The organism is Sphingobium sp. TomTYG72, assembly GCF_055394715.1.
Window position 1 is genome coordinate 2,602,654 of sequence record NZ_AP027336.1, and the last position, 13,421, is coordinate 2,616,074.

The window sequence follows — 13,421 nt, forward strand, 5'->3', positions numbered from 1 at the left end:
CGCATCATCCGCGCACCGGCATTCTCCTAATCTAGGCGCAGAGCAGCCGACTGTTTTGTCAGCGACTGCCAAAGTCATGACAATTTGCGCCAAAGCCGATGCTGTAAAAACCAATATGAGCCCGCATCATGCATTATATATTAAAAACTCCATTATTATTGACAGTGGCCAACATCGGTCGCATGAAAGGGTAGGCGACACAGTGTTGCCGCATGGACAGGGAGAGGGTGCATGGCAGAGGCAAAGCCTGTGATCATCAGCTGCGCGCTGACTGGATCGATCCACACGCCGACGATGTCCGATGCATTGCCGATCACGCCAAAGGGCATTGCGTCTCAAGCGATCGCCGCCGTGCAAGCGGGTGCCGCGATCCTGCATTTGCATGCGCGCGACCCGTTGACCGGGCGTCCGGACCCCGACCCGGCGCTTTACCAGCAGTTCCTAGAGCCCATCGCTGCGGAGACTGACGCGATCTGCAACATCACCACCGGTGGCAGCATGATGATGACGGTGGAAGAGCGGCTTGCAGCGCCGCTGCGCTTTTCGCCCGAAATGTGCTCGCTCAACATGGGAACGATGAACTTCGCGCTCTATCCCATGGCGGATCGGTACACGGACTGGAAGTTCGATTGGGAAGAGCCATATTTGCGCGAATCTGACGACTACATCTTCCGCAACACGTTTCGCGACATAGAGAAGATTTATCGCGCCCTGGGCGAAGAGCACGGCACCCGGTTCGAGCATGAATGCTATGATGTCGGACACCTCTACAATCTGGCGCATTGTATCGATCGCGGCCTGTTCCGCCCGCCGTTCTTCGTTCAATTTGTGCTCGGTATCCTGGGCGGGATCGGTCCGGCGGCCGAAAATCTGATGTTTCTCAAGGAGACAGCCGAACGCCTGTTCGGCGGCGACTATATATTCTCCGCAATGGGCGCGGGGCGGCATCAGATGCCGATCGCGACCCATGCGGCGCTTCTCGGCGGAAGCGTCCGGGTGGGGCTAGAAGACAGTTTGATGATCGAACGTGGGCGTATGGCGGTATCGAACGCAGAACAGGTCAGCAAAGTCCGCAGTCTCCTTGACGGTTTAGGCTATCGCCCCGCAACCCCGCAGGAAGCGCGCACGATGCTTGGCTTGAAGGGGCGGAATGCGGTCCGTTTCTAGGGTCGATTCAGTCGGAGGATGGCGATGACTATAATGGGACTGGACGCGATGCTCGCCCTGAAAGGCAGCGAGATCGGGGTTTCCGAGTGGATCATGATCGATCAGCCGATGATCGATGCATTCGCGACTGTCACCCGGGACGACCAGTTTCAGCATGTCGATCACAAGCGCGCGGTGGCCGCAGGCTTCGGGAGCACGATCGCACATGGAATGCTGACGTTATCGTTGTTCCGCGCCATGTACCTGTCGAGTGGGGGGGCGGAGCTGGAGAATATCTCGGTCGCCATAAACTATGGATTGAATAAGGTGCGTTTCATCCGCGAGGTACCGGTGGGAACGCGCGTGCGAGGGCGGTTCACCTTGGTAGATTTGACGCCCCGCGGCGCCGACGGCTTCATGCAGACGCTTGAACTCGTCGTCGAGCGGGAGGGCGAGGCTCAGCCTGCGATGGTGGCAGAGTTTCTCATCCTGTTGCGGCCATGACCGCCACCATACTCGATGGTCTCTCATCACAATTGATGAAAGGGTAGTGATGCCTTACCTCAAAGGCTTGATGCAGCATGTGCCGTTGACAGTGGACGGCATTCTTGATCATGCCGCACACTGGCATGCCGATCGCGAAGTGGTTTCGCGCGATGCGACTGGAATCGTCACCCGCATGGGTTATGGCGAGCTTCATTGGACTGCAAAGCGCGTTTCCGCCGCGCTCGTGGACGCGGGGATTAAGCGCAGCGACCGCGTTGCGACGCTGGGCTGGAACAGCGCCATGCATTTGGCCGCTTGGTACGGCACCACGAATATCGGCGCTGTGCTGCATACGCTCAATCCGCGGCTTTTCCTGGAACAGCTGGCCTATATCGTTAATCAGGCGAACGATCGGATCTTGTTCGCCGACCCGTCTTGCGCGGAGCTCGTCGCGCGATTGCTGCCACTGGCGCCCTCGATTGAGCATGTTGTTTTGCTGTGCAGCGAGGCCGCTATGCCCGCCACCCCTTATGCGGCGAGGTCATTCGACGCCTTTCTAGCCGGTCACGAACAGGGGCCGTCCTGGGGCGGCTTCGATGAAGATGCCGCATGTGGACTATGTTATACCAGCGGTACGACGGGAATGCCGAAAGGGGTGCTTTATTCGCATCGATCGAACGTCTTGCACACGTTCATGTCACTTGCTGCCGACGGGTTGGCGCTGACCGAGCGCGACACGGCATTGTTGATCGTGCCGATGTACCACGCCAACGCATGGGGCATCGTCTACTCGGCCCCCGCGGCGGGGGCGAAGCTCGTGCTGCCCGGACCGCTGCTCGACGGAGAATCGGTGTTCGCGCTGATGGAGGCGGAAGGCGTGACTTTCTCTGCCGCAGTGCCGACCGTGTGGCAGGCGCTGCTGGACCATCTGCGTCGTACGGGTTCTAGGCCATCGACGTTGCGACGCGTCGTTATCGGCGGTTCGGCGCCTTCACCCACCATGATAAGCGCGTTCCAGGACGATTACGGGGTCGAGGTGCTGCAAGGCTGGGGCATGACCGAAACCTCGCCACTGGCCACGGTGTCGCAGCCGACTGCGGCGGTATTGAAACTCAAGCGGGACGAACAAGCTGAGCGCAAGGCCATGCAAGGCCGGCTGCTATATGGGCTCAAGCTGAGGATCGAGGACGAGGATGGGAACGCCCAGCCGCGCGATGGAACCAGCGCAGGCCGCCTCAAGATTGCAGGACACACAGTCGCTGCACGTTATTTTGGTGATGAGGACGGCAACATCGTCGATCACCGAGGATATCTTGATACAGGCGACGTCGCGACCGTCGATGCGCATGGCTACCTACGGATAACCGACCGCGTGAAGGACATGATAAAATCGGGCGGTGAATGGATTAGTTCTGCCGCTATCGAAAGTGTCGCGCTGTCCCATCCCGAAGTCAGTGGCGCGGCAGTGATCGGAACTCCCCATCCGACGTGGGACGAACGGCCCATGCTCATCGCGGTGCGTGCCGAAGGCAGCTCGATCGACGCAGCCGGGCTGCTTGCCTTTCTGACGGGCAAGATGGCGCGTTGGTGGCTTCCCGACAGGATCGTCTTCGTTCCGGCGCTCCCACTCGGTGCTACGGGTAAAATCGACAAGCAGCAGCTTAGACGGGACATAAATAGCGACTTGGAGGCCACGGCCGTCGCACCGCCCAGCTGATAATCCCTCGCCAGGTAGCAGATGGCTTCCCGCAGCATCCCGGTCCTTTTGGGACGTGACTGGGGCGGAGGTCTGATGCCGCATTTCCTCAAACCACGAATTGCGGAGACATGGACAGTGCCGACTTCCGCCCCAGCATCAGGCGCCTTGAACGATCCGGATCATGCGTTGGAGCCGCACGATTCGGCCTTCCTGCCGGTGCGCTTCGCCAAGCGCGGCGTCACGGTCGAGTCCCGCGCGGACGGCGGCTTCATCTTAAAATCTTTGCTCGTACCGGCAGAGGGCCTGCCCAACTTCACATCCTATATTCATCGCGGTGCGGTAGAATGTCCAGACCGGACATTCCTTGCGGAGCGCGGAATGGACGACGCTTGGTCGCACCTCACCTATGCCGAGGCATGGCGCCGGGTCGGCGCAATCGGTGAAGGGCTGCTTGCACATGGCTTGAACGCCGAAACGCCGCTGGCGCTGGTCATGCGAAATTCGATTGCCACGGCGTCCCTGATGTTCGGGGCTATGTCGGTCGGCATCCCGGTCGCGCCGCTATCGCCTCACTACCCTCGGCTCCAAGGCGGACTAGATCGTTTGCGCGACATGTTCAGCCTGCTGCGCCCGGCGCTGATCGCCGTCGATGACTCGATTACGATCGACATCCTGCGGCAAGCCGGCATCACCGGCGAAGCGGGTTGGATCGATGCTTCCGGCGATGGCCAAGGAATCTCCCTTGCCGATCTTTCGGCCCAGTCGGCTGGTTCGAACTGGCGGGCGGCATATGATGCGGTTACCCCCGCACATATCGCCAAGATCATGTTCACGTCCGGATCGACGGGTTTGCCCAAGGGCGTCATGAACCTTCACGGAAACCTGTCGGCGGCACTGGAAGCCACGCGGCGCATATTTCTTCCGCACGACGAGGTCTACACGCTGCTCGACTGGCTGCCGTGGCATCATTCCCTTGGCGGCACGGGGAACCTCTCCGCAACGCTGTACAATCTGGGGACCATGTTCATCGATCACGGCCGCCCTACGCCGGGCGAGTTCGGGGAAACGCTGCGCAACCTGATGGAGGTCTCGCCGACCTTTATGCAGAATGTCCCGGTCGCCTTTGGCATGTTGGCGGACGCAATGGAACGCGACGATGCGCTGCGCGAGCGATTTTTCGCGCGGTTGCGCTATCTGTCCTACACCGGTGCGAGCCTGATGGGCGACACATGGCAGCGCTTCCAGGCGCTCGCTCGACAGACTGTGGGCAAACAGGTGGTTTTCCTCTCGGCGCTCGGCGCCACCGAGGCAGGACCCGGCATCACGACGACACACTGGTTCAATGACGGCAGCGGCCAGATCGGATTGCCGCTACCGGGCCTGGAACTGAAGCTGCTGCCCTATGAAGACCGGTTCGAGGCGTTCGTACGAGGGGCGGCCATCAGTCCCGGATATTATCGCGATCCCGCGACGACGGCCCGCGCGTTTGATGAGGAGGGCTATTATCGCACGAGCGATACGGTCACCTTCGTCGATCCCACCAACATGCAATGCGGGCTGGCCTATGCAGGCCGCGCATCGGAAAACTTCAAGCTAGATAGCGGCAGCTTCGTGGCGGTCGGATCGCTTCGTCTAGACCTCATCGCTGCGAGCGGCGGCGTGTTGCGTGATGTCGTCATCGCCGGAGAGGGACGCCGGGACGTTCGCGTGCTGGCGTGGATCGATCCCGAGAAGTGCCGCGAACAAGGCCTTCCAAACGATGCCGACTGTCATCGCGCGTCGGCCGTCGTCGACCATGTCCGTCGCGCCCTCGCCGTTCACAATGAGGCGAACCGCGCAGCGACGCGGCAGGTTGCAGCATTCATCCTGCTAGCCGAGCAACCCTCCCTCGCGGAAGGCGAAGTGACGGAAAAGGGCGGCATCAATCAGCGTGGTGTGCTTGCGCGACGGGCAGAATTCGTTGCGGCGCTTTACGATGAGCAATCAAAAAAACATAGCGGAATAAGAAATTATGGATTTTCCATTGTATAATGCATAATATGCTTGTAGCGTCATATCTAAGGAGAGACGAACGTGGCACTATTGGCGCAAATCGAACGGGCGGACGGCGTGGGCGTGGCCGCCGCAAAGGACCACGGGCACTTCATGGCGATTTTCGCCGGTGATCCAGCCTATCCCGGCGACCTCGACACCGCCGCTCGTGACAGCTTAGCCGGGCTTACGCGGGTGGCAGACGTCGTCCTCGCTCAAGGACGCGAGATCGACATCGCAGATTATCGGCTTTTGCCGCCCTTGCGGCGCCCTGGGAAAATCATATGCGTGGGTCTGAACTATCATGACCACACTGCCGAGGTGGCGCTGGAGCAGCCCGATTATCCGTTGATCTTCGCGCGCTTTCCATCGGGGCTGATCGGCCATGATTCGGACATCCTGCGCCCTGCCATCTCGGAACAGCTCGATTACGAGGGCGAGTTCGTCGCAGTGATCGGCAAGCGCGGCAAACACATCGCCCCCGAAGACGCCTTGGCACACGTTGCTGCATACTCGCTCTTCAACGACGTGAGCGTCCGCGATTACCAGCGTCGCACTCCGCAGTGGACCGTCGGCAAAAACTTTGACGCCAGCGGCCCATTCGGGCCTTGGCTGGTCACGCCGGATTCACTGCCACTCGGCGCGCGTGGCCTCAGGATACAGACGCGGGTGAATGGCGATACGCGGCAAGACGCGAATACCGACGATCTAGTATTCGATGTGCAAACGCTCATCGCGACCCTGTCGCAGGCATTCACGCTCGAACCCGGCGACCTGATCGTCACGGGAACTTCGGCCGGCGTCGGGGGTGCCCGCAAGCCACCGTTATGGCTGCGTGCCGGCGACATCGTCGAGATCGAGATGGAAGGCATCGGTATCCTGCGAAACGCCGTCAAGGACGAACAGCCATGAGCGAGTTGGAAGCCGCCTCCAGCGCAGTCAAGATGGACGCAGAGGGGATCGTGCAACTGGAGCGCCGCGGGCGCGTGGCGGTGGTCACCATGCGGCACAGACCGCACAACCTGCTCGGACCCGAACTGATTGGCGCGCTGACACGCACGTTCGCGCAGACCGATTGGGCAGGCATCGGCGCGGTCGTCCTGCGCAGCGGCGCTCGTCACTTCTGCGCAGGGGGTGATCTCGCGATGTTCGAGCAGCGCGTGGAGACGGGCGATCCCACCTGCATTCCGCCGATGCTGCCCTTTATGGAAACCATGGAGCGCTTCCCCCTCCCTATCGTGGCGGCGGTGCATGGCGCCTGCCTTGGTGGCGGATTTGAGCTGGCGATGATGTGCGACTTCATCGTCGCGGCGCGGTCGGCGAAGATCGGCGCCGTCGAGGCGGCGCTTGGTCTGCAACCCTTGATGGGTGGCGTGCAGCGCATGGTGCAGCGATGCGGCGCGCTGCGCGCAAAGGAGCTGGCGATGCTGGCGCGCCGGTACGATGCGGAAACGCTCGAGCGATGGAACCTCGTCAACCTCGTCGTGCCGGACGACCGTCTGGATGCGACCGCGCTGGTCATTGCCGGCGAGTTGGCGCACGGGCCCGCAAAGGCGCATGAGGCGACCAAGATTCTCGCACGGATTGCGGTGAACGAAGGCGTTGCGGCGGCCGATGCCGCGATGGAGGAGACGCAAGCACCGATCTGGGCGTCGCAGGATCTGCGGATCGGCCTTGCCGCTTTTCGAGAAGGCGGCCCGGGCTCCGCCATATTCACGGGGCACTGAACCATGTCGGGTCCGCTGACCGGAATCAAGGTCGTCGATTTTTCGCGGGTGCTCGCCGGCCCGTTTTGTGGCCGCACCTTGCTCGATCTCGGCGCGGAAGTCGTAAAGATAGAGCCGCCGCGTCCCGACGTGTCGCGCTTCGCCTATCCGCAGGCGCCGGGCATGTCGGCCTATTATGCCCAGCAGAACGCCGGCAAGAAGAATGTCAGCATCGACCTGAACAAAGCTGGCGCACGCGAACTGGTCCTGCGGCTGTGCGACGAGGCCGACGTGGTGCTGGAGAATTTTCGCGCAGGAACCCTTGGCTATTTCGATCTGGATTATGAAACGCTGGCGGCGCGCAATCCGCGGCTCGTCTACGCGTCAATCACAGGCTATGGCCAGGGCGGACCGTGGCGGGGACGAATGGCCTATGCGCCCGCTGTCCATGCCGAGGCTGGACTCACGCGCCACAGTATCGGTCATTACGGCAGCTTGCTCAGCCAGCATCGCGGAGATAGCCTCAGCCACGCTGACGTCTATACAGGCATGCAGGCGGTTATCGCCATCCTGGCCGCGCTGCATCGCCGCGCAGATACAGGGGTCGGCCAGTCGATCGACGTGTCGATGGCCGCCACGCTGGTCGCGGTAAACGAGCAGGCTCATGTCGATCTCAACGGCTTCGACCTGGGCCCGGAGCCCGCGATCCTTGGCGCGGCCGACACCCCTTTCTTCCAAGGACCGGGGGGCGAGACGTTCACCGTCGCGGCAAGCCTGGTCGGGTCGCTGACCTTTCCCTGGTATATTCATGCCATGCGCAGGCCCGATTTGGCGGAGGATCCTCGGTTTGCGACGGCGGCTGCACGCAAGAACAATCTCGCGACGCTGCACGCGATCGTGCAGGAATGGATTTTGAGCTTTGCGGATATTGCGGCGCTCGATGCGCAGTTCGACGAGGCCAAGATCGCGCTCGGCGAATTACGCTCGATGCGCGAACTCGCGGACAGCGAATGGGCAGATTACTGGGCGATCACACAGGACGTGCCGGATCGCCACGGCGGGACTTACACGCTACCCGGCCGTCCCTGGCGCTTCTCCGCTGACGATCTGGCGCCGCTTGGCCGACCGGCATTTCGGGGCGAGGACAACAGGGAAATATTCGGCGGCCTTGGTATCAGCGATGCGGAGCTCGACGCTCTCGAAGCCAGTGGCGCGCTGGTGAGCGACGTGCCCGCAGGGGTCGTGGCGACGGATGCCTGATGGCGCTCCGAAAAACGGGAGACGGAGCATGTCGATGACGATGAGTGTTGATGGTCAACGAGCGTTGGAGGACTTCTGGCAAAGTCAGGTTGCGGGCACACCGCTGCCGATGGCCTGGGCTGGTCGACTATCGCTTAACGAGGGCTGCTTGCTGCAGCTCGCCATTGCGGATCGCTGGGCCGAGCGGGGAAATGCGCGAACGGGCTGGAAGGTCGCCGCGACGAGCGCGGCCGTCCAGGCGCAGCTGGGCGTGACCGAACCGGGCTTCGGCTCGCTGCGGCAATCAAAGACTTACCAGCAAGGCTATATCCTTCCGGCCTCGCAATATGTGAAGCCGCATGTCGAAGTCGAAATCTGCGTGGAGGTCGGGGACGGGATCGACAAGGCAGAAACCATCGAGGATGTCAGTGCCTCTCTCGTGCGCTGCTTCCCGGCATTCGAGTTGATCGAGAAGCGGATCACGGTGCTTGATTTCGGTTTCGCGCTTGCTGACAATGCCGAGCACACGGCGGTTGTAGTTGGTGATTCTTTCGATCCGTCGACGATGGCCCTCGACGAGGTGGAAGTGCGTGTCACACTGAACGGGCAACCGGCGGGCGCGGCATTCGGCCGAGCGGCGCTCGGCCATCCGCTGAACTCGGTGCTGTGGCTGAAGCAACGAGTGGCGGAGCTAGGAGGGGTCATCAGGCCGGGCGACCTCATCATGACCGGATCTCTCGTGCGACAAATCCCGGTCGAGGCTGGCGACGTGGTGCGCGCCGAATATACGGAGCTGGGTGCGCTCGAACTCAAGGTCGATCATTGAAATGACAATCGAGCTTAACGAAACGGCGACCGTCGATCTGTCGGCGGCTGCCTATGTTGCCCCCAGCGCGCAGGCCTATGGCTCGGTCGTTTTGGGCGAGGCAAGCAGCCTGTGGCACAATGTCGTGATCCGATCGGAACATCAGCACGTGAAGATAGGGCGGTTCACGAACGTACAGGACATGGCGATGATCCATGTCGGACGGCGTTCGCCGACCATCGTGGGCGACTATTGCTCGATCACGCATCACGTCACCTTGCACGGCTGCACCATCGGCGACTTCTGCCTGATCGGTATCAACAGCACGATTATGGACGGTTGCGTGATAGGAACAGGCTCCGTGATTTCGGGACACTGTTTCCTGCCAGAAGGTACGATCATACCACCCAATTCGATTGTGATGGGTGTTCCGGGGAAGGTGGTGAGGGAGCGGGACAATCGCGTTGCGAACGCGGCGAACGCCCTGCTGTATCATCGCAACGCTCTGGCAACTGCGAACGGCAATCATCGGGGTTGGTGCGATGTGGATCCGGCACAGCTTGGCGCCGAGGCAGCGGAGCTGATCTGCGGATACGGCTGAAATCTGGCGCGACCCTTTCTGCGCACGATCAAGCTGGCGAACAAGAATAAGCCCTATGACGCGTCTTCCTTTTGCAATATGTTGTTCGGGAAGAGATGACCGTGCGTAGCCTCACCCATTCCGTCTACAACGACTTGCGCCGGATGCTCATCGAAGGGCGTTTGCAGCCTGGCGAGCAACTGAAGGTCGCGGCCCTGTGCGACGCCTTGCCCGCCAACTCGAGCGCCGTTCGAGAGGCGCTGGCGCGATTGACGGCCGAGGGGCTCGTAGTGGCCGAACCGCAACGTGGTTACAGGGTTTCGCCGATCGCGATCGACGATCTACGGCAGCTGACAGATGCCAGGATCGAAATCGAAGCGCTGTGCCTGCGTCGCGCGATCGAGCTGGGTGATCTTGCTTGGGAAACCGGTATCGTCGCAGCGCGGCACGCACTCGACCGCATCGGCCAGTTCGATGAAAATGGGCAGCCGACCGATCTGGGATCGCGCACGCACGATGACTTTCACCAGGCGATCGTGGCCGGTTGTGGCAATCGCTGGCTGCTCCAGATGCGTGGAATGTTGGCCACGCAAAGTGAGCGGTATCGGTGGTTGTGGGCACGGCTATTGATCCGTCCACGGGACCTTCCTTCTGAACATGGCGCGCTGGTCGAAGCCTGCCTTGCGCGCGACGCGGACCTAGCGGTTGAGCTGATGACGCAGCACCTCAGGCGCACGTCGGACGATCTGACACAACAACAGGATGAGGTGGCGCACAGCATCGAGAACGCAAGCCGGCACGACACTCAGTCGCTGCTTAAAAGCATGTGATAGCTAGCCGTGTCTGCCGATCAGACAGTATAACGCGCGGATGGTGAAATGAAAAATTGATGTTTTGAGGAGCGCCACTGCCCACCTGCCGGCAGTAGTCGGAGTGGAATCTGTATCGATGCTACCATCGAAATGGAGAGAAAGATGCTAGCCTGGTCCAATCCCGCAACGCTCAGGCAATTTGGCCGCTACCTTGACACGTTGGGATATACACCAGCGCGCATCCTAACGCCCGAGCTTCAGGAACTGCTAAACGCCAGCGACAAGTGCGAGACGGTGCCGGCGGATGCGATCATCAACGTGCTGGAATGGTGTGCGAATGTCACCGGCGAGCGCCATCTCGGGGTGGCGGCTGCCAATTGGATCGACGTCCGCGGCGGCTACGGTCCCCTAAGCGCGCTATGGGAATATGGTCCGAACCTGGCCGCGATCGCTCGAGTGAATATGAACAATATCCACTTGGAGAACGGGGCTATAGGCTTTGACATACGAGAATCCGAAGGGCTTACAACGATTCAGCACTGTGTCTTGGTATCCACCCGTTATGGTTCCAGGCAGTTCGTGGAAGGGTCGCTGATGCTGTCGATCCGCATCGCACGACTCGTTTTGGGAGAGGACTGGTCGCCGGAATGGGTCGAGCTGGCACATCCGGATACGGATCGATCGAATAAATTGTCACTCATGATGCGCAGCCCGGTTCGATATGGCGCCGACCAGAATGCGCTCGTGCTGCGGCACGCCGACTTCGTCCGCCGGTCCCGCACGGCGAACGATCGTATGTTCGCTTTCCTCGAGAAAAGCCTGTTTCCCCATGGTGGCGCGGCCGACAGGGACTTCGTTCGGTCTGTCGAGCATGTGATCGCGACCAATCTTACTTATGGGCGAACCTCCATCGATACTGTGGCGGGCCGTTTAGGTATGAGCACGCGCACGCTTCAACGGCGCCTTGCTGAATCAGGCACGGTATTCGCCACCCTCCTGCGTGAGGTTCGATCCCGCATGGCAGACGAATATTTTCGCTTCTCAGCTACCCCCGATCTGACGCAGCTCGCCTTTCGGCTGGGGTACAGCGACGCTTCGGCCGCAAGCCGGTTTCTTCGGCAGAAAGTCGGTACCAGCGCCAAGGAATTGCGCAAGCGCATCCAACCGACGCGATTGAGCAGCGATAGCGTAAGCGAACCGAGCTAGCCCCGCTCCGGGGTCCAATTACAATGACCGCCGCCTGGATCGGCTGGGCATCAGGCGAGGAAATCCAGCGCTTCCGCGACGAACCGCTTGTAGTGCTGGAAGATGCCCCCGTGCCCGGCATCCTCGTAGATCGACAGTCTGGCGCCGGGAATGCGGTGCGCAAGATCGACGCTGTTGATTGTAGGAACCATCAGGTCGTCCTCACCGTTGGCCACGAAGGTGCGCTGGGTGATAGCGCCCAGATCCTGGGGCGACTGCCCGCCCCAGGTATGGATCGCCTTGAGCTGAGCGCGGAAGGCGGTGATGGAGATCGGCGCATCGCGATCGTCGGCCCGCTCCTGCAGGCGGTCGAGAAATGCCTTTGCGGCCGCACGCCCGTTCGCGGTTCGCGTAAAGAACAGATAGGTTTTGGGATCCTTTAGCGTCAGCGCCCCTTTCAGCATCATTCGTAGCGTCAAACCGGTTACGCGATCGATGCCAACACCTCCAGCGGGGCCGGTACCGGTCAGGATCATGCGGCGGACCATCGACGGGCAGGACAGCGCAAGTTGCTGCGCAATAAAGCCACCAAGCGAAAAGCCGAGCATATCGACACAATCGAACCCGATCGCTCGAACGAACGCAGATGCGTCATCCGCCATTGCAGCAACGGTCGTCGGCGTCTTGCCCCCCGACCCGCCGACGCCCCGGTTGTCGAACGCGATCACATGGTGCGCGGACGATAACCCATCGACAATGCGCGGATCGAAATTATCTAGTGTCGCGGCCAAGTGATTCAGCAGGATCAGCGGCACCCCCCCGCGTTGGCCAAGTTCCCGATAGACGAACGTCGTGCCGCCAACCTCGATCCGGCGCGTCGGAGCATCGCGATAGATTTCACTTGAAAGCAAGGTCATGGCGATAGCCTCCTGGATCCTCGACCGTGCCCATGCTCGGCAACCCGTCCGCCCAACTTTAAAGTTCAATAATTGAAGTTACAAGTGATGAATGGATGCGCCGCTTCTGACGGACGGATGGCCCGATTGCCGCCGCGCTGGCGTCCGATATGCATGACGACCTTACGAGGCTTGGCCATGTCCAAGTTCACTCGACATCGGTTAACGAGGGGCCGGGTTATCCTCGGCGTTGCTCTTGTGCGGGATAGGGTTTACCATGACCATGTTTATCACGCTCCTATGCTTGCGCCGCCGCCACGATGCTGCTCGTCGGGCGCAGATTCGATCGAACCGGAGAACGCTGCTGGCGTCTAATCCTGCCGCTGCTGGTCGGGGCAGCTGCGCTCATCTTTCCACCGATGGCGCCAATCCTGTTCCGGCGATCACCATGCTGTGCCTTGTTGCCGCACTCACGCTTACTGCCAGCCCGCTCTTCTGGAACCTGCCTACGGCGCTCGTGCGTGGCAGCGCCGCCGCTATCGGGATTGCAGCGATCAATTCGGTCGGCAATCTGGCAGGCTTCGTCAGCCCGCCGCTGATCGGATGGATCAGCGGAACGACGGGCAGCCGGGCAGCCGGACAACCGCGACGGCGGTGCTGGCGATGATACTGATTATCGCCGCAGCCGCTGTGTTCGCCGGATCGCAGTCTTCGGCCAACGCGCGGTCCGGATCGAGATGATTGCGTGACGGTAGGTCGTCTCCGGTCAGCCGATGATGCGTAAATCGGACCGCGATATCCACCGATCCAATGCAGGTTCCGGCCAGCACAGCGTA

Annotated in this window: 13 protein-coding genes; 12 read left to right on the forward strand and 1 reads right to left on the reverse strand. The window is 61.1% G+C overall.

Features of this window, described 5'->3' with window-relative positions:
* The first annotated feature begins 231 nt into the window (after positions 1 to 231).
* The 11 genes from kce (at position 232) to ACZ5U1_RS12950 (ending at position 11,710) form a co-directional block, all read left to right on the forward strand.
* The gene (kce, locus tag ACZ5U1_RS12900) at positions 232 to 1,167 is read left to right on the forward strand and encodes a 3,5-dioxohexanoate:acetyl-CoA acetone transferase (protein ID WP_464778737.1); all 936 of its coding nucleotides are present in this window, start codon (positions 232 to 234) and stop codon (positions 1,165 to 1,167) included.
* 24 nt (positions 1,168 to 1,191) lie between these two features.
* Complete coding sequence (locus ACZ5U1_RS12905) at positions 1,192 to 1,650, forward strand: MaoC family dehydratase (protein WP_464778738.1); 459 nt, start codon at positions 1,192 to 1,194, stop codon at positions 1,648 to 1,650.
* 49 nt (positions 1,651 to 1,699) lie between these two features.
* Positions 1,700 to 3,349 carry a long-chain fatty acid--CoA ligase gene (locus ACZ5U1_RS12910; protein WP_464778739.1) on the forward strand — a complete coding sequence of 550 codons (1,650 nt, stop codon included), beginning with the start codon at positions 1,700 to 1,702 and terminating at the stop codon, positions 3,347 to 3,349.
* Positions 3,350 to 3,466: 117 nt separating this feature from the next.
* Positions 3,467 to 5,362 (forward strand): AMP-binding protein, encoded by a 1,896-nt coding sequence (locus ACZ5U1_RS12915; protein WP_464778740.1) that lies wholly within the window; start codon positions 3,467 to 3,469, stop codon positions 5,360 to 5,362.
* A 42-nt stretch (positions 5,363 to 5,404) separates the two neighbouring features.
* Positions 5,405 to 6,274 (forward strand): fumarylacetoacetate hydrolase family protein, encoded by an 870-nt coding sequence (locus tag ACZ5U1_RS12920; protein WP_464778741.1) that lies wholly within the window; start codon positions 5,405 to 5,407, stop codon positions 6,272 to 6,274.
* Positions 6,271 to 7,089: an enoyl-CoA hydratase/isomerase family protein gene (locus tag ACZ5U1_RS12925; RefSeq protein WP_464778742.1), complete on the forward strand. Its 819-nt coding sequence runs from the start codon at positions 6,271 to 6,273 to the stop codon at positions 7,087 to 7,089. Before ACZ5U1_RS12920 ends, ACZ5U1_RS12925 begins: the two co-directional genes overlap by 4 nt.
* A gap of 3 nt (positions 7,090 to 7,092) precedes the next feature.
* Entirely contained in the window at positions 7,093 to 8,328 is a 1,236-nt protein-coding gene (locus tag ACZ5U1_RS12930; RefSeq protein WP_464778743.1) for a CaiB/BaiF CoA transferase family protein, read from the forward strand.
* A 34-nt stretch (positions 8,329 to 8,362) separates the two neighbouring features.
* A complete protein-coding gene (locus ACZ5U1_RS12935; RefSeq protein WP_464778744.1) occupies positions 8,363 to 9,133 on the forward strand; it encodes a 2-keto-4-pentenoate hydratase in 771 nt (256 codons plus the stop codon).
* Position 9,134: 1 nt separating this feature from the next.
* Positions 9,135 to 9,713, forward strand: coding sequence for a gamma carbonic anhydrase family protein (locus ACZ5U1_RS12940; RefSeq protein WP_464778745.1), 579 nt, complete (start codon positions 9,135 to 9,137; stop codon positions 9,711 to 9,713).
* 95 nt (positions 9,714 to 9,808) lie between these two features.
* A complete protein-coding gene (locus ACZ5U1_RS12945) occupies positions 9,809 to 10,522 on the forward strand; it encodes a GntR family transcriptional regulator (RefSeq protein ID WP_464778746.1) in 714 nt (237 codons plus the stop codon).
* Positions 10,523 to 10,666: 144 nt separating this feature from the next.
* The gene (locus ACZ5U1_RS12950) at positions 10,667 to 11,710 is read left to right on the forward strand and encodes a helix-turn-helix transcriptional regulator (RefSeq protein WP_464778747.1); all 1,044 of its coding nucleotides are present in this window, start codon (positions 10,667 to 10,669) and stop codon (positions 11,708 to 11,710) included.
* Positions 11,711 to 11,760: 50 nt separating this feature from the next.
* Here the strand turns inward: ACZ5U1_RS12950 and ACZ5U1_RS12955 are convergent, their stop codons facing one another.
* Positions 11,761 to 12,606, reverse strand: coding sequence for an alpha/beta fold hydrolase (locus ACZ5U1_RS12955; RefSeq protein ID WP_464778748.1), 846 nt, complete (start codon positions 12,604 to 12,606; stop codon positions 11,761 to 11,763).
* Between the two features lie 256 nt (positions 12,607 to 12,862).
* On the opposite strand from ACZ5U1_RS12955, the gene ACZ5U1_RS12960 reads away from it, so the two are divergent.
* On the forward strand, positions 12,863 to 13,252 hold the full coding sequence (locus tag ACZ5U1_RS12960; RefSeq protein ID WP_464778749.1) for a hypothetical protein: 390 nt from the start codon (positions 12,863 to 12,865) through the stop codon (positions 13,250 to 13,252).
* The last annotated feature ends 169 nt before the right edge of the window (positions 13,253 to 13,421 follow it).